The 16,954-nt window shown below is 70.9% G+C and carries 18 protein-coding genes; 14 read left to right on the top strand and 4 right to left on the bottom strand.

The genetic code is table 11. From position 1 onward, the window contains the following. Positions 1-47 precede the first annotated feature (47 nt). The 6 genes from hemF (at position 48) to BLU22_RS05540 (ending at position 3,836) form a co-directional block, all read left to right on the top strand. Positions 48-965, top strand: a complete 918-nt coding sequence (hemF, locus tag BLU22_RS05565) for an oxygen-dependent coproporphyrinogen oxidase (protein ID WP_090212768.1) — start codon at positions 48-50, stop codon at positions 963-965. Positions 966-1,073: 108 nt separating this feature from the next. Further along, complete coding sequence (locus BLU22_RS05560) at positions 1,074-1,466, top strand: VOC family protein (protein WP_090212766.1); 393 nt, start codon at positions 1,074-1,076, stop codon at positions 1,464-1,466. Continuing rightward, positions 1,466-2,290 (top strand): shikimate dehydrogenase, encoded by an 825-nt coding sequence (gene aroE, locus BLU22_RS05555; RefSeq protein ID WP_090212765.1) that lies wholly within the window; start codon positions 1,466-1,468, stop codon positions 2,288-2,290. Before BLU22_RS05560 ends, aroE begins: the two co-directional genes overlap by 1 nt. A gap of 3 nt (positions 2,291-2,293) precedes the next feature. Next, positions 2,294-2,665, top strand: coding sequence for a DOPA 4,5-dioxygenase family protein (locus BLU22_RS05550; RefSeq protein ID WP_090212763.1), 372 nt, complete (start codon positions 2,294-2,296; stop codon positions 2,663-2,665). Between the two features lie 210 nt (positions 2,666-2,875). Then, positions 2,876-3,358, top strand: a complete 483-nt coding sequence (locus BLU22_RS05545; RefSeq protein ID WP_090212761.1) for an acyl-CoA thioesterase — start codon at positions 2,876-2,878, stop codon at positions 3,356-3,358. 73 nt (positions 3,359-3,431) lie between these two features. After that, positions 3,432-3,836 carry a DUF3301 domain-containing protein gene (locus BLU22_RS05540; RefSeq protein WP_090212760.1) on the top strand — a complete coding sequence of 135 codons (405 nt, stop codon included), beginning with the start codon at positions 3,432-3,434 and terminating at the stop codon, positions 3,834-3,836. A 12-nt stretch (positions 3,837-3,848) separates the two neighbouring features. Here the strand turns inward: BLU22_RS05540 and BLU22_RS05535 are convergent, their stop codons facing one another. Both BLU22_RS05535 and BLU22_RS05530 read right to left on the bottom strand, forming a co-directional pair. Beyond that, positions 3,849-4,742: an alpha/beta fold hydrolase gene (locus BLU22_RS05535; RefSeq protein ID WP_090212758.1), complete on the bottom strand. Its 894-nt coding sequence runs from the start codon at positions 4,740-4,742 to the stop codon at positions 3,849-3,851. Between the two features lie 50 nt (positions 4,743-4,792). Further along, positions 4,793-5,350: an L-threonylcarbamoyladenylate synthase gene (locus tag BLU22_RS05530; RefSeq protein WP_090212757.1), complete on the bottom strand. Its 558-nt coding sequence runs from the start codon at positions 5,348-5,350 to the stop codon at positions 4,793-4,795. A gap of 315 nt (positions 5,351-5,665) precedes the next feature. On the opposite strand from BLU22_RS05530, the gene BLU22_RS05525 reads away from it, so the two are divergent. Both BLU22_RS05525 and BLU22_RS05520 read left to right on the top strand, forming a co-directional pair. After that, complete coding sequence (locus BLU22_RS05525; RefSeq protein ID WP_090212755.1) at positions 5,666-6,343, top strand: hypothetical protein; 678 nt, start codon at positions 5,666-5,668, stop codon at positions 6,341-6,343. After that, the gene (locus BLU22_RS05520; RefSeq protein WP_090212754.1) at positions 6,340-6,891 is read left to right on the top strand and encodes a FlgO family outer membrane protein; all 552 of its coding nucleotides are present in this window, start codon (positions 6,340-6,342) and stop codon (positions 6,889-6,891) included. Before BLU22_RS05525 ends, BLU22_RS05520 begins: the two co-directional genes overlap by 4 nt. Before the next feature lie 34 nt (positions 6,892-6,925). On the opposite strand, the gene dprA is transcribed toward BLU22_RS05520, so the two are convergent. Then, positions 6,926-8,047, bottom strand: a complete 1,122-nt coding sequence (gene dprA / locus BLU22_RS05515; RefSeq protein ID WP_090212752.1) for a DNA-processing protein DprA — start codon at positions 8,045-8,047, stop codon at positions 6,926-6,928. 100 nt (positions 8,048-8,147) lie between these two features. Next, positions 8,148-9,176 (bottom strand): LysM peptidoglycan-binding domain-containing protein, encoded by a 1,029-nt coding sequence (locus BLU22_RS05510; protein WP_090212751.1) that lies wholly within the window; start codon positions 9,174-9,176, stop codon positions 8,148-8,150. Between the two features lie 140 nt (positions 9,177-9,316). Here BLU22_RS05510 and def point away from each other — a divergent pair, with 140 nt between their 5' ends. The 6 genes from def (at position 9,317) to BLU22_RS05480 (ending at position 16,909) form a co-directional block, all read left to right on the top strand. Further along, positions 9,317-9,826 (top strand): peptide deformylase, encoded by a 510-nt coding sequence (def, locus tag BLU22_RS05505; protein WP_090212749.1) that lies wholly within the window; start codon positions 9,317-9,319, stop codon positions 9,824-9,826. A gap of 49 nt (positions 9,827-9,875) precedes the next feature. Next, positions 9,876-10,832: a methionyl-tRNA formyltransferase gene (fmt, locus tag BLU22_RS05500; protein WP_090212748.1), complete on the top strand. Its 957-nt coding sequence runs from the start codon at positions 9,876-9,878 to the stop codon at positions 10,830-10,832. After that, complete coding sequence (gene rsmB, locus BLU22_RS05495; protein ID WP_090212747.1) at positions 10,832-12,169, top strand: 16S rRNA (cytosine(967)-C(5))-methyltransferase RsmB; 1,338 nt, start codon at positions 10,832-10,834, stop codon at positions 12,167-12,169. The genes fmt and rsmB overlap by 1 nt, the downstream gene beginning before the upstream one ends. After that, positions 12,166-13,539, top strand: a complete 1,374-nt coding sequence (gene trkA, locus BLU22_RS05490; RefSeq protein ID WP_090212745.1) for a Trk system potassium transporter TrkA — start codon at positions 12,166-12,168, stop codon at positions 13,537-13,539. The genes rsmB and trkA overlap by 4 nt, the downstream gene beginning before the upstream one ends. Positions 13,540-13,622: 83 nt before the next feature. Then, complete coding sequence (locus tag BLU22_RS05485) at positions 13,623-15,074, top strand: TrkH family potassium uptake protein (RefSeq protein WP_090212744.1); 1,452 nt, start codon at positions 13,623-13,625, stop codon at positions 15,072-15,074. A gap of 182 nt (positions 15,075-15,256) precedes the next feature. Further along, the gene (locus tag BLU22_RS05480; protein ID WP_090212742.1) at positions 15,257-16,909 is read left to right on the top strand and encodes a methyl-accepting chemotaxis protein; all 1,653 of its coding nucleotides are present in this window, start codon (positions 15,257-15,259) and stop codon (positions 16,907-16,909) included. Positions 16,910-16,954 lie beyond the last annotated feature (45 nt).

Genomic DNA, 16,954 nt, shown 5'->3' with positions numbered 1-16,954 from the left:
GCGCCGCCGGCCAGACCGTGCGGCCAGACCCGGACCCGAGGTGAAAAGTGACCGACCGTATCGCCGCCGTGAAGGCCTACCTGCTCGACCTGCAAGACCGCATCTGCGCCGCCCTGGAGGCCGAGGACGGCCGCGCGCGCTTCCGCGAGGACGCCTGGCAGCGCCCCGGCGGCGGCGGCGGGCGCACCCGGGTGATCGAGAACGGCGCGGTGATCGAGAAGGGCGGGGTCAACTTCTCCCACGTGTTCGGCGACGCCCTGCCGCCCTCGGCCAGCGCCCACCGTCCGGAACTGGCCGGGCGCAGCTTCCAGGCCCTCGGCGTGTCGCTGGTGATCCACCCGGAAAACCCCTACGTGCCCACCTCCCACGCCAACGTGCGCTTCTTCAGCGCCGAGAAGGAGGGCGAGGACGCGGTCTGGTGGTTCGGCGGCGGCTTCGACCTGACTCCCTACTACGCCAGCGAGGAAGACTGCATCGAGTGGCACCGCATCGCCCGCGCCGCCTGCGCGCCGTTCGGCGCCGACGTCTACCCGCGCTACAAAGAATGGTGCGACCGCTACTTCCACCTCAAGCACCGCGGCGAGCCGCGCGGCATCGGCGGCCTGTTCTTCGACGACCTCAACGAGTGGGACTTCGACACCTGCTTCGCCTTCATCCGCGCGGTGGGCGACGCCTATGTCGAGGCCTACCTGCCGATCGTCCGGCGCCGCAAGGCCACGCCCTTCGGCGAGCGCGAGCGCGAGTTCCAGTCCTTCCGCCGTGGCCGCTACGTCGAGTTCAACCTGGTGTTCGACCGCGGCACCCTGTTCGGCCTGCAGTCGGGCGGGCGTACCGAGTCGATCCTCATGTCGCTGCCGCCGCTGGTGCGCTGGGGCTACGACTGGCAGCCGGAGCCGGGCACCCCGGAGGCGCGCCTGACCGACTACTTCCTCAAGGACCGCGACTGGCTGGGCGAGAACGCCTGAGCCCCGTCACTCCGCAGGGCGAGGGCCCCGCGCAGCGCTCGTCCACCGCCACGCCGGCGGTGGACGAGGCTGCACCGCCTTGCCCCCCCTGAAGCCGAGGAGCGCCCCATGCAGATCGAACACCTCGACCATCTGGTGCTGACCGTGGCCGACATCCCCACCACCTGCGACTTCTACGCGCGGGTGCTGGGCATGCGGCCGGTCACCTTCACCGGTGGGCGCACCGCGCTCGCCTTCGGTCGACAGAAGATCAACCTGCATCCCCACGGCGGCGAGTTCGAGCCCAAGGCCGCGCGGCCGACGCCCGGCTCGGCCGACCTGTGCTTCCTCGTCGCGACGCCGCTGGAGCAGGCGATCGCCCACCTGCAGGCCTGCGGCGTGCCCATCGAGGAAGGTCCGGTAGCGCGCACCGGCGCGACCGGACCGATCCGCTCGGTGTACCTGCGCGACCCCGACCGCAACCTGATCGAACTGTCCAACCTGATCGAGGAGTCCCGTTGATGGACCGCTATTGCGTGTTCGGCAACCCCATCGGCCACAGCAAGTCGCCGCTGATCCACCGCCTGTTCGCCGCGCAGACCGGCGAGCCGCTCATCTACGACGCCCTGCTGGCGCCGCTGGACGATTTCCCCGGCTTCGCCCGCGCCTTCTTCCGCGAGGGCCGCGGCGCCAACGTCACCGTGCCGTTCAAGGAGGAGGCCTTCCGCCTCGCCGACGCGCTGACCGAGCGCGCCGCCCGCGCCGGTGCGGTGAACACCCTGAAGAAGCTGGACGACGGCCGCCTGCTCGGCGACAACACCGACGGCGCCGGCCTGGTGCGCGACCTCACCGTCAATGCCGGCCTCGCCCTGCGCGGCCAGCGCATCCTGCTGCTCGGCGCCGGCGGCGCGGTGCGCGGCGTGCTGGAGCCGCTGCTGGCCGAACGGCCGGCCGAGCTGGTGATCGCCAACCGCACCGTGGCGCGCGCCGAGGAGCTGGCGCGGCTGTTCGCCGACCTCGGCCCGGTGGTGGCCAGCGGCTTCGACTGGATCGACGCGCCGGTCGACCTGATCGTCAACGGCACCTCGGCCAGCCTGGCCGGCGAGCTGCCGCCGATCTCGCCGCGGCTGATCGCGCCGGGACACACCGTCTGCTACGACATGATGTATGCCAAGGCGCCGACCGCCTTCAACCGCTGGGCCGCCGAGCAGGGCGCGGCGCGCACCCTCGACGGACTGGGCATGCTGGTCGAGCAGGCCGCCGAGGCGTTCTTCCTCTGGCGCGGGGTGCGCCCGGACAGCGCGCCGGTGCTCGCCGAACTGCGCCGCCAGCTGAACGAGGGCTGAACCATGCACGACTACCGCGACGGCGCCGCAATCCGCGGCTGGCACGCCCACGTCTACTTCGACGCCGCCACCCTGGAGCAGGCCCGCGCGCTGTGCAGCGCCGCCGCCGAGCGCTTCGCCGTGACCATGGGCCGCCTGCACCAGCGTCCGGTCGGCCCGCACCCGCAGTGGAGCTGCCAGCTGGCGTTCCGCGCCGAGGCGCTCGCCGCGGTGCTGCCCTGGCTGCTGCTCAACCGCGGCGACCTCACCGTGCTGCTGCATCCGCTCAGCGGCGAACCGCTCGCCGACCACCGCGACCGCGCCCTGTGGCTCGGCTCGGCGCAGCCGCTGGACCTGTCGATGCTCCCCGAGCGCGCCGCCGGCGAGGAAATCTAGGCGCGCCGCGCCGCTTCCCGATCGCGCCAAGAAGCGCGACAATTCGCCGCACCTCGTCGCCGTTCGCTGGCAGTTGGCGACAGGAAGGCTATCGGCGGATGCGCGCGTTCGCCGACGTCATCCGACAGATCGCTGCAATTTCCTCGACAAAGCCCACCCACATTCGACTAAAGTAGCGTCCTCCCCACCTCCCACGGGCACGACACACCTATGCAAGCCGGCAATACCCAGCTGACCATGAGCGTCCTGATGACCCCGGACAAAGCCAACTTCTCCGGCAATGTCCACGGCGGCACCCTGCTCAAGTACCTCGACGAAGTCGCCTACGCCTGCGCCAGCCGCTACGCCGGCCGCTACGTGGTCACCCTCTCGGTGGACCAGGTGATCTTCCGCGAGCCGATCCACGTCGGCGAGATGGTCACCTTCCTCGCCTCGGTCAACTACACCGGCAGCACCTCCATGGAGATCGGCATCAAGGTGATCACCGAGGACATCCGCAACCAGAGCGTGCGCCACACCAACAGCTGCTTCTTCACCATGGTCGCCGTCGACGGCCACGGCAAGTCGGTGCCGGTGCCGCCCCTCGATCCGCAGACCGCCGAGGAGCGCCGCCGCTTCGCCCAGGCCCAGCAGCGCCGGCAGATCCGCCGCGAGCTGGAAAGCCGCTACCAGGCGATCAAGGACGAAGTCTGAGACGCCGCGCCATGAGCCAGCCGCCGCACCTCCGCCCACCTGTGCTCGCCGGCCGGCGCGCCGGGAGCGTGGCGTGCTGAGCCTCGGCGAGCTGGCCGTCGCCTTCGGCCTCCTGGCGGTCGGCGCCTGGCTGTGGCACGCCCACGGCCGCCGCGAGCTGGCCCTGGCGCTGGTGCGCCAGGCCTGCCTGCGCGAGGACGTGCTGCTGCTCGACGACAACGTCGCCTTCCGCGGCCTGCGCCTGCTGCGCGACCGCAACGGCCAGCGCCGCCTGGTCCGCGAATTCGCCTTCGAATTCACCGTCACCGGCGAGCAGCGCCACCCCGGACGCATCCTCCTGCGCGGCCGCCACCCGCTGCGCATCGAACTGGCTCCGCACCCGATGCGCCCGCCGGAAGAGCGCGAGGATCCGCTCGCCGACCGGGTGATCCACCTCGACGCCTGGCGCCAGCGCCAGCAGCGCCCGCCCCGCGGCTGAACCGCCCCCGGCTCAATCGCGCAGCGTCAGCTCGCCGGCACGCAGGAAATCCCTGACCCGCCCGGCGCAGGCCGCAGGGTCCTCCTGCATGAAACAGTGCCCGCCCTCGACCAGGCGCGCCGTCACATGGGCGTTGCCCGCACACCAGCGCGCCACCCCGCGAGCGACGAAGGGATAGCTGGCACGCCCGTGCAGCACCAGCGTCGGCGTCGTCACCCGCGCCAGGGTCGCCCACAGCCGGCGCGGATAGGACGCGAAGATCTCCGCCTCGCGCTCGGGCCGGCACTTCAGCGCGACACCGTCGGCAACGGGCTGCAGGGCATGCTCGACGTAGGCGTGCAGCGCCGCATCGCTCCAGCCGCGGAAGATGCCGCGCCCGTGCAGGGCGGCGTAGGCGGCGGCGCGGTCGCTCCAGCAGCGCCGCCGGCTGCGGGCCTGGCGCGCCAGGGCGTGGCGCTCCTGCAGACCGAGCAGCTCGGAGAGCGCCATCGCGCCGATCATAGCCGGCGGAAACAGCACCGGATCGAGCAGCACGGCACGCTGGAACAGCTGCGGCTCGGCGGCCAGCATCAGGGCGCTGAGCACCCCGCCGAAACTGTGCCCGCAGGCCAGCACCGGCACCGCGCCGAAGCGCGCGCGGCCGGCCCGGAAGGCCTCCGCAGCCAGTTCGGCGCTGCGGTTCCAGCCGAGGAAACGGCCGCCGTGGTCGCTGTCGCCATGGCCCTGGACATCGCACAGCCAGAGGTCGAAGTCCTCCGCCAACAGGCGCAGCAGCGGCTCGTAGGTGCGCGCGCAGAAGCCGTTGCCGTGCAGGAAGTGCAGCAGCGGTCGCCCGCCGGGCGGGCTGTGCCAGCCGCGCAGAACGAACCCGGCCGACGCCGGATGGGACCAGGGATGCAACGGCATGGCGGCTCCTGCGCCGGACTCCTCGTCGCCAGTGTAGCCGCCGCCGGCGCTCAGGCCGGGCGCAGTACCTGACCCGAGCGCAGGTCGCGGATCAGGCTCGGATTGCGCCGCCCGCCCAGCTCGCCGCCGAGCACGGCGTCCAGACAGCCGCCGAAATACTGCTCGACCCGCAGCCGCGAACGCGCCGCCGGCCGGCCGGCCGGGTTGGCCGAGGTGGACACCAGCGGACCGGTGTGCGCGCACAGCGCCCGCACCAGAGGATGATCGCTGATCCGCAGGGCGACGCTGTCGTGACGCCCGGTGATCCAGGCCGGCAGACGCCCGCGATGGGGCACCAGCCAGGTGTTCGGCCCCGGCCAGCTGCCACGCAGCTGGTCGAGCCAGGCCTCGGGCAGGTCGTCGAGCAGGAAGGCGAACTGCGCCATGTCCGCGGCCACCAGGATCAGCCCCTTCTCCACCGGCCGCGCCTTGAGCGCCAGCAACTGCCGCACCGCCGCGGCATTCCACGGATCGCACCCCAGCCCCCACACCGCCTCGGTGGGATAGGCGATCACCCCGCCCTCGCGCACCGTGCGCGCTACCTGCCCCAATCGCCACTGACCGACCATTGCCACCTCCACCGCCTGCGTCCGAAACGGCGCGCAGTGTAGCGACTCGCACACGGCCCGGCAGCCCGTCCGGACCACCGGGGAGGCGCTGGCGCGGGTACGGGATCGGCAAAATAGTTACAGCGCGCGTCAAAAGAATCCGATTGCGCCCCCAAGGTCCGTTTCTACACTCAGGTCGACGGATGCAAAACGTCGAACCTGCCCCGAGTGAGCTTGGGTCGCAGCCGCAGGGAAGCATGTTCGCGGCGCACCGGAGGCATATCGTGGGCACTACCGAACGCGGCTGCGGCCCATGCGCCTCAAAGGGATGGACACATGAAAAAGGTCGTCATCACAGGCCTGTTGACGGGCATCGTACTCGTCGGCGGTTGCGCCAGACATACGGAAACCCCGGTTGCCACCAACTTCCCCTACGACACCCAGAAGAAACTGCAGGCGGCCTCCCACTGGCAACTGATTGCCAAGGATACGGCGCGGCAGATGGTTGCCGCCATGCCGACCAGGCGGCCGCTGTACGTGCGCCAGCCGGAGCAGCAGAGCCCCTTCGAGAAAGCCTTCAGCCAGCAGCTGATCGCCTCCCTGACGGCGGCCGGCTACCCGGTGATGAAGAGCGACGCACGCAGCGACACCCTGACCGTCGAGGTGTCCGCCGAACCCCTGCGCTTCTCCAGAAACCGCCTGCAGTACAAGACCACCGGCGGCCTGACCGCCCTGGCCGGCGGCCTGTGGGTGCTGCGCAACATCTACGAGAACGTCTCCCCCGGCGCGGCCATGGTCACCGCCGCCGTGGCGGCGGACAGCGCTCACTGGCTGCGCTCGGAATTCGCCAGCGGCCCCACGCCGCGCACCGAAATCGTCGTCACCGCCAGCGTGTCGAGCGCCGACCGCTACTACATGCAGAGCACCAGCGCCTACTACACCAGCGACGCCGACTTCAGCCTGTACGAGAACTGGCCGACCACCGCGCTGCCGGTCAAGGGGGCAGTCCAATGAAAGCCGCGCACGCCATCCCGCTGCTCGTTCTGGCGCTGCTCGGCCTTGCCGGATGCGCCCATGCCCCCAAAGGGCCGACCTACGAGTCCGCCGCCCGCAATCCCTTCATTCCCACCAACCAGCAGGCCGCCGATGTCCTGATGCTGCAACTGGAGGATCGCCTGCCGGCCGGCAGCGGCCCGTTGCTGGTGGCCACGCTGGTGAATATCGACGCCCTGGAGCAGTCCTCCACCCTCGGGCGCCTGGTGTCGGAGCAGGTGTCCGCACGTTTCACCCAGGCCGGTTACAAGATCGTGGAGATGAAGTTCGGCAACAGCGTCTACATGCGCCAGGACCAGGGCGAGATGATGCTGACCCGCGAAGTCCACGAACTGGCCAGCACCCATGCGGCCAAAGCGGTCATCGTCGGTTCCTATGCCGAAAGCAAGAACTACGTGTTCGTCAATCTGAAGGTGGTGCAGCCCAGCACCAACGCCATCATCGCCGTCCACGACTACGCGCTGCCGGTCACCGACAGCGTCTGGTCGATGCTGCGCGGCAGACGCTGAGCATCCGGCGCCCGGCTAGCGCACGGGCGTCGCCTCACCCCCGATAGACCCAGCATCCCTGCTCGCAGGCCACCCGTCCGTCCAGCTCCAGCTCGGTGAGCTGGACGAGCACCTCCGGCAGTTCCAGGCCGCTGCGCAGGGCGAGCGCTTCGCTGCTCTGCGGCTCGGCGCGCAGCAGGTCGAGCAGGCCGCCCGTGGCGGGCGGGGTGGCGGCAGGCCGGGCGGCGGCGGCGGCCTCGGCGGGCAGCGCCGCGAGGTTCTGCCAGCCGCGCAGGGCGGCGAGGATGTCGTCGATGCATTCCACCAGTTGCGCGCCCTCGCGGATCAGCTGGTGACAGCCGCGCGCGCCGGGGTGGTGGATCGAGCCGGGAATGGCGAACACCTCGCGGCCCTGTTCGGCGGCCAGCCGGGCGGTGATCAGCGAGCCGCTGGACGGGCTGGCCTCGACCACCAGCACGCCGAGGGACAGGCCGCTGATGATCCGGTTGCGCCGCGGGAAGTTGCCGGCCTGCGGCGGGGTGCCCAGCGGCAGCTCGGAAACCAGCGCGCCGCCCTCGGCGACGATGCGCGCGGCCAGGCCGGCATGCCGGCGCGGGTAGAGGCACTGCAGACCGGTGCCGAGCACCGCCACTGTGGCCCCGCCGGCTTCCAGCGCGCCCAGGTGGGCGGCGCCGTCGATGCCCAGCGCCAGTCCGCTGGTGACCACGAAACCGCCGCCGGCCAGGCTGCGGGCGAAGGCCTGGGCGGTGTCCAGCCCGGGACGGCTGGCCCGGCGGCTGCCGACCAGTGCCAGTTGCGGGCGCTCCAGCAGAGCCGGTGCGCCGGCGACCAGCAGCAGCGGCGGCGCGTCGTGAAGCTGGCCGAGCAGGGCGGGGTAGCCGGGGTCGTCGTGGCAGAGCAGGTGGTGGCGATCATCCTGCAGCCAGGCCAGCGCGCCGGCCGCCTGCTCGCGCACGGACGCGCTGCGGCGCGCCTCGGCGGCGACGGCAGGCAGGCCGAGGGCGCGCCAGGCGCTGGCCGGAGCGCTCAGGGCGGCGCCAGCGCTGCCGAAGGCGGCAAGCAGGGCGCGGAAGCGCCGCGGGCCGATCTCCGGCAGGCCGTGCAGGCGCAGACGGGCTTCCAATTCGGCGGGGGACAGGGCAGGGGCATGCGGCATGACGACACCTCGCAGCGGGTGGGCAGGGCGGGTGGCCGCCGGCGACGCGCCCTGCCCGTGCCGCGGCAGATCGGTCGGGCGCGTGGCGCGCGCCACCCGCTCAGGGATTGCGGATCTTGTCGCCGACCGCCAGCTGACGCTGGGCCATCAGCACCAGGCCGTAGCTGAGCTTGTCGTAGCTGCGGAACACCATCAGCAGCCCGGCGCGCTCGTCGGGTACCTTGACGCGCTCGCCGGTGACCCGGTCGCGCACCGTCTCGCCGGTCTTGTAGACCGCCAGCACATGGCCCTCGTCGAGGCCGTCGCGGCGGCCCTTGTCGAGGGTGACCACATCCAGCAGGCCGACCTGGGTGACGCCGCGCGGCACGTCGAGGATCAGCCCGTCGATGGCCTCGACCGGCGCGGCGGGCATGAAGGTGGAGCTGATCTGCCGCGCCTCGGTGGGCAGCAGGCGGTCGGCCAGGCGCACCTCCTGGGTGGTGCGGGTCAGGCGCAGGGTGGCGATGTCGTCTTCCCGGGCGACCACCTCGGCGCTGCCGATGTCGTCCAGGTTGATGCCCAGCACTTCGCCGCTCTTGGGGTCGCTGTAGACCTTGCCGCGGCGGAACAGGCCGTAGACCGCCGGCCCGGCGGCGAAGTCGCCGCGCGCGTAGATGCGGTCGCCCGCGCCGCTGACCACCCGCTCGGCGTTGCCGGCGAGGATGTAGGGCGCGCGCTCCAGTTCGGCGGCGTCGTCGACGATCCGGTTGCTGAGCAGGAAGCTGTTGATCTTGCCCAGTGGGATGGTCGGAATCGCCTCGGCCAGCGCTTCGCGCCGCACCTGCGGCGACAGGCGCACGGTGCCGCGCGATTCGCCGCGCTGCAGGACGATGCGCGGCTGGCCGTCGAGGTAGACCAGGTTGAGCACGTCGCCCGGGTAGATCAGGTGGGGATTGCGCACCTGCGGGTTGACCGCCCAGACCTGCGGCCATTGCCAGGGCTGCTGGAGAAAGCGTGCCGAGATGTCCCATAAAGTGTCGCCGCGCGCCACGCTGTACTGCTGCGGATGCCCCTCGCGCAGGCGGATCTCGGCCTGTGCGGCGGTGCCCAGCGCCAGCAGCAGCAGCAGGGCGACGAAAGTTTTCCTCATGAGATGAATCCCTTTATCATGTGGCGAACCACGAACCGGCCGCCGGCAGGCGAAATCCGCGGCGTTGCGCGCAGATTGCAGACTGCCGGGATGGTAGCAGCCGGTTATTCCGCGATTTCACAAGTGCATCACAAAGGCATATGGCGATCCTCAACATTCTCGAATTCCCCGATCCGCGCCTGCGCACCCTCGCCAAGCCGGTCGACGTGGTGGACGACGCCCTGCGCCAGCTGGTCGACGACATGTTCGAGACCATGTACGCCGCGCCCGGCATCGGTCTGGCGGCGACCCAGGTCAACGTGCACAAGCGCGTGGTGGTGATGGACCTGTCCGAGGACCAGAGCGCGCCGCGCGTGTTCATCAATCCCGAGCTGGAGCCGCTCTGCGAGGAACTCGGCCCCTACCAGGAAGGCTGCCTGTCGGTGCCCGGCTTCTACGAGAACGTCGACCGGCCGCTGCGCGTGCGCATCAAGGCGCTGGACCGCGACGGTCAGCCGTTCGAGGAGATCGCCGAAGGCCTGCTGGCGGTGTGCATCCAGCACGAGTGCGACCACCTCAACGGCAAGCTGTTCGTCGACTACCTGTCCAGCCTCAAGCGCGACCGGATCAAGAAGAAGCTGGAAAAACAGCATCGTCTGCAACATCCCTGATTTCCCTGAAGGCTTGCCGCGGCAAGCCTTTTTTCTTGAGCGAGAGCCCATGAGCCAGCCCCTGCGCATCGTCTTCGCCGGTACCCCGGAATTCGCCGCCGTCCACCTCCAGGCCCTGCTCGACGCAGGCCTCGCGCCGGTGGCGGTGTACACCCAGCCCGACCGCCCGGCCGGCCGCGGCCAGAAGCTGATGGCCAGCCCGGTCAAGCAGCTCGCCGTCGCTCACGGCATCCCGGTGCACCAGCCGGCGACCCTGCGCGATGCGGCCGCCCAGGCCGAGCTGGCGGCGCTGGCGCCCGACCTGCTGGTGGTGGTGGCCTACGGCCTGATCCTGCCGCAAGCGGTGCTCGACATCCCGAAGCTCGGCTGCATCAACAGCCACGCCTCGCTGCTGCCGCGCTGGCGCGGCGCCGCGCCGATCCAGCGCGCGGTGCAGGCCGGCGACGCCGAATCGGGCGTCACCGTGATGCAGATGGAGGCGGGTCTGGACACCGGGCCGATGCTGCTCAAGGTGACCACGCCGATTGCCGACGACGATACCGGCGGCAGCCTGCACGACCGCCTGGCCACGCTGGGCGCCGCGGCGGTGGTCGAGGCCATCCCGCAGCTGGCCGCCGGCACCCTGCACGGCGAGGTGCAGGACGACGCGCTGGCCACCTACGCCCACAAGCTCAACAAGGACGAGGCACGCCTCGACTGGAGCCGTCCGGCCGTGGAGCTGGAACGCCTGGTGCGCGCCTTCAATCCTTGGCCGGTCTGCCACACCAGCCTCGGCGCGGCGGCGCTCAAGGTCTACGCCGCCGAGCTCGTCGAAGAAGGCCAGGGCGAAGGGCAGGGCGCGCCCGGCACCATCCTCGCCGCCAGTCGCGACGGCCTGACCGTGGCCTGCGGCGCCGGCGCGCTGCGCCTGACCCGCCTGCAGCTGCCCGGCGGCAAGCCGCTGGACTTCGCCGACCTGTACAACAGCCGCCGCGAGCAGTTCGCCGCCGGCCAGGTGCTGGCCTGATGGCCGTCGATCCGCGGCTGGCCGCCGCCCGCGCCCTCGGCGCCGTGCTCGCCGGCAAGGCCTCGCTGGGCAGCGCGCTGCCGGCGCAGCTGGACAAGGTCGAGCCGCGCGACCGCGGCCTGACCCAGGAGCTGGCCTTCGGCACCGCACGCTGGCAACCGCGTCTGGCCCTGCTCGCCGGCAAGCTGCTGCAGAAGCCGTTCAAGGCCGCCGACACCGATCTCGAGGCGCTGCTGCTGGTCGGCCTGTACCAGCTGCTGTACACGCGCATCCCCGCCCACGCGGCGATCGGCGAGACGGTCGGCTGCGTCGACCGGCTGAAGAAATCCTCGGCCAAGGGCCTGATCAATGCCGTGCTGCGCCGCGCCCAGCGCGAGGGCGAGGCGCTGCTCGCCGAACTGGAGCGCGACCCGGCGGCGCGCACCGCCCATCCGCGCTGGCTGCAGAAGGCGCTCAAGGCGCACTGGCCGGCCGACTGGGAGGCGATCTGCGCCGCCAACAACAGCCATCCGCCGCTGACCCTTAGGGTCAACCGCCGCCACGGCTCGCGCGATGATTATCTTGCCGAGCTGGCCGCCGCCGGCATCGCCGCACGCGCCTGCCCGTTCAGCGTCGATGGCGTGCAGCTGGCGGTGCCCTGCGACGTCACCGCCCTGCCGGGCTTCGCCGAGGGCCGGGTCAGCGTGCAGGACGAGGCCGCCCAGCTGGCCGCCGACCTGCTCGAACTCAAGCCCGGCCTGCGCGTGCTGGACGCCTGCTGCGCCCCCGGCGGCAAGACCTGCCACCTGCTGGAAGCCGAGCCGACGCTGGCGGTCACCGCCGTCGACCTGGAAGAGAGCCGCCTGGTGCGGGTGCGCGAGAACCTCGCCCGCCTGCAGCTCGACGCCAGGCTGGTCGCCGCCGACGCCCGCGCCGTCGGGGAGTGGTGGGACGGCAAACCGTTCCAGCGCATCCTGCTCGACGCGCCCTGCTCGGCCACCGGGGTGATCCGCCGCCATCCGGACATCAAGCTGACCCGCCAGCAAGGCGACATCGCCGCGCTGGCCGCCCTGCAGGGCGAGCTGCTCGACGCCCTGTGGCCGACCCTCGAGGTCGGCGGCGTGCTGCTGTACGCCACCTGTTCGAGCCTGCCCACCGAGAACACCGAGGTGATCGCCGCCTTCCTCGCGCGCACCCCCGGCGCGCGCGAGCTGGACATTCCCGGCCCGTTCGGGGTCAAGCAGCCCCACGGTCGCCAGTTGCTGGCCCAGGTCGACGGCCACGACGGCTTCTACTACGCCAAGCTGATCAAGATCGCCGCCGCGCCCGCGCGCGCGCAAGGAGCAGTCACCGGATGAAGATCATCATTCTCGGCGCCGGACAGGTCGGCGGCAGTCTGGCCGAACACCTGGCCAGCGAGGCCAACGACATCACTGTGGTCGACACCGACGGCGACCGCCTGCGCGACCTGGGCGACCGCCTGGACATCCGCACCATCCAGGGCAAGGGCTCCTATCCGACGGTGCTGCGCCAAGCCGGTGCCGACGACGCCGACATGCTGGTGGCGGTGACCAACAGCGACGAAACCAACATGATCGCCTGCCAGGTCGCCTACACCCTGTTCAACACCCCGACCAAGATCGCCCGGGTGCGCGAGGCGGCCTACCTGACCCGCGCCGGCCTGTTCAGCAACGAGGCGATCCCGGTCGACGTACTGATCAGCCCCGAGCAGGTGGTGACCAACTACATCAAGCGCCTGATCGAATACCCCGGCGCCCTGCAGGTGCTCGACTTCGCCGAGGGCAAGGCTCAGCTGGTCGGCATCCGCGCCTACTACGGCGGTCCGCTGGTCGGCCAGCAGCTCAAACAGATCCGCGAGCACATGCCCAACATCGACACCCGGGTGGCGGCCATCTACCGGCGCAACCGGGCGATCATTCCCCAGGGCGACACGGTGATCGAGGCCGACGACGAGGTGTTCTTCATCGCCGCGCGCAGCCACATCCGCGCGGTGATGAGCGAACTGCGCCGCCTGGAGGACAGCTACCGCAAGGTGGTGATCGCCGGCGGCGGGCACATCGGCGAGCGCCTGGCCGAGGCCATCGAGAGCCGCTACCAGGTCAAGATCATCGAGATGAACCCGGCGCGCTGCCGCTACCTGTCGGACACCCTGGAGAGCACCATCGTCCTGCAGGGCAGCGCCAGCGACCGCGACCTGCTGGTCGAGGAGAACATCGCCGACGCCGACATCTTCCTCGCCCTGACCAACGACGACGAGGCCAACATCATGTCCTCGCTGCTGGCCAAGCGCCTCGGCGCGCGCAAGGTGATGAGCCTGATCAGCAACCCGGCCTACGTCGACCTGATCCAGGGCGGCGAGATCGACATCGCCATCAGCCCGCAGCAGGCCACCATCGGCACCCTGCTGACCCACGTGCGCCGCGGCGACATCGTCGCGGTGCACTCGCTGCGCCGCGGCGCAGCCGAGGCCATCGAGGCCATCGCCCACGGCGATGCGCGCTCGAGCAAGGTGGTCGGGCGCAAGGTGGCCGACGTGCCGCTGCCGCCGGGCACCACCATCGGCGCCATCGTCCGCGACGAGGAGGTGCTGATCGCCCACGGCAACACCCTGATCGAATCGGGCGACCACATCCTGCTGTTCCTCGTCGACAAGAAGTACATCCGCGACGTCGAGCGGCTGTTCCAGGCCGGCCTGACCTTCTTCTGAACCGCCCGGCCGGCGGTCGCCCGCAGGCGGCCGGCGGCCGGTGCTCCCCTCCCGCTCAGCCCTTGCGCCGGTAGTTTCCGACCATGCACTACGCCGTCATCTTCCGCATTCTCGGCATCCTGCTGATGCTGTTCAGCATCACCCATCTGCCCCCGCTGCTGATCGACCTCCACTACGAGGAAGGTGTCTGGCGCAGCTTCGTCTGGTCGTTCGCCATCACCCTGGTGACCGGCGCGGCGATCTGGCTGCCGACCCGCGAGGCGCACGGCGAGCTGCGCGTGCGCGACGGCTACCTGATCACCGCGCTGTTCTGGACGGTCCTCGGCCTGTTCGGCACCATCCCCCTGCTGCTCAGCGACACTCCGGCGATGAGCGTGCCCGATGCGCTGTTCGAGGCCTTCTCGGGGCTGAGCACCACCGGCGCCACGGTGCTCACCGGCATCGACACGCTGCCCCACGCGATCCTCTACTACCGCCAGCAGCTGCAGTGGCTGGGCGGCATGGGGATCGTGGTGCTGGCGGTGGCGGTGATGCCGATGCTCGGCATCGGCGGCATGCAGCTGTACCGCGCCGAGATGCCCGGACCGCTGAAGGACAACAAGCTGTCGCCGCGCATCGCCGACACCGCCAAGACCCTGTGGCTGATCTACTGCGGCCTGACGGTGTTCTGCGCGCTGGCCTACTGGCTGGCTGGCATGGGCCTGTTCGACGCCATCGGTCACAGCTTCGCGACCATCGCCATCGGCGGCTTCTCCACCCACGACGCCAGCATCGGCTACTTCGACAGCGCGCTGATCGAGGCGATCTGCATCTTCTTCATGGCCGCCTCGGGGATCAACTTCGCCCTGCACTTCCTCGCCCTGCGCAGCCGCTCGCTGAAGGCCTACCTGCGCGACGCCGAGTGCCGCACCTACCTGACCCTGCTGGCCAGCGTGTTCGCCGTCACCACCCTGATCCTGCTGATCTACAGCCACCACGAACACCCGCTGGACTCGGTGCGCTACGCCGCCTTCCAGGTGGTCTCGGTGGCCACCACCACCGGCTTCGGCGTCGACGACTTCAGCGTCTGGCCGAGCTTCCTGCCGTTCCTGCTGCTCTACACCACCTTCATCGGCGCCTGCGCCGGCTCCACCGGCGGCGGCATGAAGGTGATGCGCGCCATGCTGGTGGTGCGCCAGGGCCAGCGCGAGATCCAGCGCCTGCTGCATCCCAGCGGCGTGTTCGGGGTGAAGATGGGCCGCCGCCGCGTGCCCGACCGGGTGATCGAGTCGGTGTGGGGCTTCTGCGCGGTGTACATGGTCACTTTCTTCGGCCTGATGCTGCTGCTGCTCGGCACCGGCCTCGACCCGGTCACCGCCTTCTCCACCCTGGCCTCGTGCATGAACAACCTCGGCCCGGCCCTCGGCGAGGCCACCGCTCACTACGGCAACCTGCCGGACAGCGCCAAGATCCTGCTCAGCCTGGCGATGATCCTCGGCCGTCTGGAAGTGTTCTCCCTGGTGGTGCTGCTGTCGCCGGCGTTCTGGCGCTACTGAAGACCGCGCGGGGCGGGTCGCCAGCCCCCGTTCGCCCCCGTTCGCCGCCACCAGCCGCCAGTGCCCACCGGGCCTGGCGGCTTTCTTTTGCCCGCTCGCCGGGCCACGTCAAAACCTGTACAAAAATATTATACAAACCGTACAATCCGTATAACTTCAACCCGTCATAGCGGAGCTCCACAATGCCGGCCACTCCAAGAAGAAGACTCAGCATCGGCCAGCGCCTGGCCCTCGGCTTCGCCGTCATCCTGGCGATGATGGTCGTGCTGACCCTGATCGGCGTGAATCGCGTGGGGGTGATCAGGAACAGCCTGGTCGCCATCGACGCGCAGCACAGCGTCAAGCAGCGCCAGGCGATCAACTTCCGCGGCAGCGTGCACGACCGCGCCATCGCCCTGCGCGACGTGGTGCTGGCCCGCTCGGCCGCCGAGCGGCAGGCCGCGCTCGCCGAGCTCCGCCGCCTGGCCGACAGCTACGCCGAGGCGCAGCGCGTGCTCGACGGCCTGCTGAGCGGCAACGGCGTGCTGCAGAAGGAGCGCGAGCTGGCCGCGGCGATCCGCGAGGTCGAGCAGCGCACCCTGCCGCTGGCCAGCGCGGTGATCGCCGCCCAGCAGGACGGCCGGACGCAAGAGGCCCAGGCCCTGCTGCTCGACAAGGCCGCCCCGGCGTTCAGCGACTGGCTGGCCAGCATCAACGCCTTCATCGACCTGCAGGAAGGCGAGATCCGCCGCGACTCGCAGCGGGCCACCGAGATCGCCTCCAGCTTTTCCTGGCTGATGATCGTCCTCTGCGCGGCCGCGCTGCTCTGCGGCGTGCTGCTGGCGGCGCTGATCACCCGCCGTCTGCTGGCCCAGCTGGGCGCCGAGCCGGACGAGGTGCGCGAGCTGGCCGCTGCCATCGGCCGCGGCGAACTGGCCGTCGCGGCCCGTCCCCAGGGGGCGGCCGACAGCATCCTGGCCGCGCTGCTGGCGATGGCCGCCCAATTGCAGGGCACCGTGGCGCGGGTGCGCCAGGCGGCCGATGCGGTGTCGGTCGGCAGCACGCAGATCAGCCGGCATGGCGACGAGCTGCGCGAGCGCTCCGAGCAACAGGTCAGCGCGCTGACCGCCACCGCCGCAGCGATGGAGGAGCTCGGCGCCACCGTGCGCCTGAACGCCGACAACGCCCGTCAGGCCGACCAGCTGGCCGCCTCGGCGACCCGCGTGGCCAGCCGCGGCGGCGAGCTGATGCAGGAGGTGGTGGCAACCATGGGCGACATCAACAACCGCTCGCGGCAGGTCGCCGACATCGTCGCGATCATCGACGGCATCGCCTTCCAGACCAACATCCTCGCCCTCAACGCCTCGGTCGAGGCGGCGCGCGCCGGCGAGGAGGGGCGCGGCTTCGCCGTGGTGGCCAACGAGGTGCGCCATCTGGCCCAGCGCAGCGCGGACGCCGCCAAGGACATCAAGGCGCTGATCGGCGAAACCCTGCAGAGCGTCGAGCGCGGCGCCGGGCTGGTCGACGACGCCGGGCACACCACCGAGGAAATCGTCGCCGCCATCGCCCGCGTCTCGCAGATCATGAGCGAGATCAGCACCGCCAGCCGCGAGCAGAGCACGGCGGTCGAACAGGTCAGCCGCGCGGTGGTGGATATGGACCAGAGCACCCAGGTCAACCGCCAGCTGGTCGGCGACAGCGCCCAGGCCGCACACAGCCTGCAGCAACAGGCCGAGGCGCTGGCCGCGGCGATGGCGGTGTTCCGCCTCGACAACCAGGGCGGCGCGGCGCAGCGTCAGACCCCGGCGGCGAATCGCAGCGCGCGGGCCGTCCGTGAGCCGAGTCCGGCGTTCTGACACAGGCCGCAAGGCGGGGCAGGGTTCGCCCCCCATGAAAACGCC

It is taken from the genome of Pseudomonas guangdongensis, assembly GCF_900105885.1.
Taxonomy (GTDB): Bacteria; Pseudomonadota; Gammaproteobacteria; order Pseudomonadales; family Pseudomonadaceae; genus Geopseudomonas; species Geopseudomonas guangdongensis.
The sequence above is the reverse complement of the archived record's forward strand: the minus strand, read 5'-3'. Positions and strand labels throughout refer to the sequence as shown.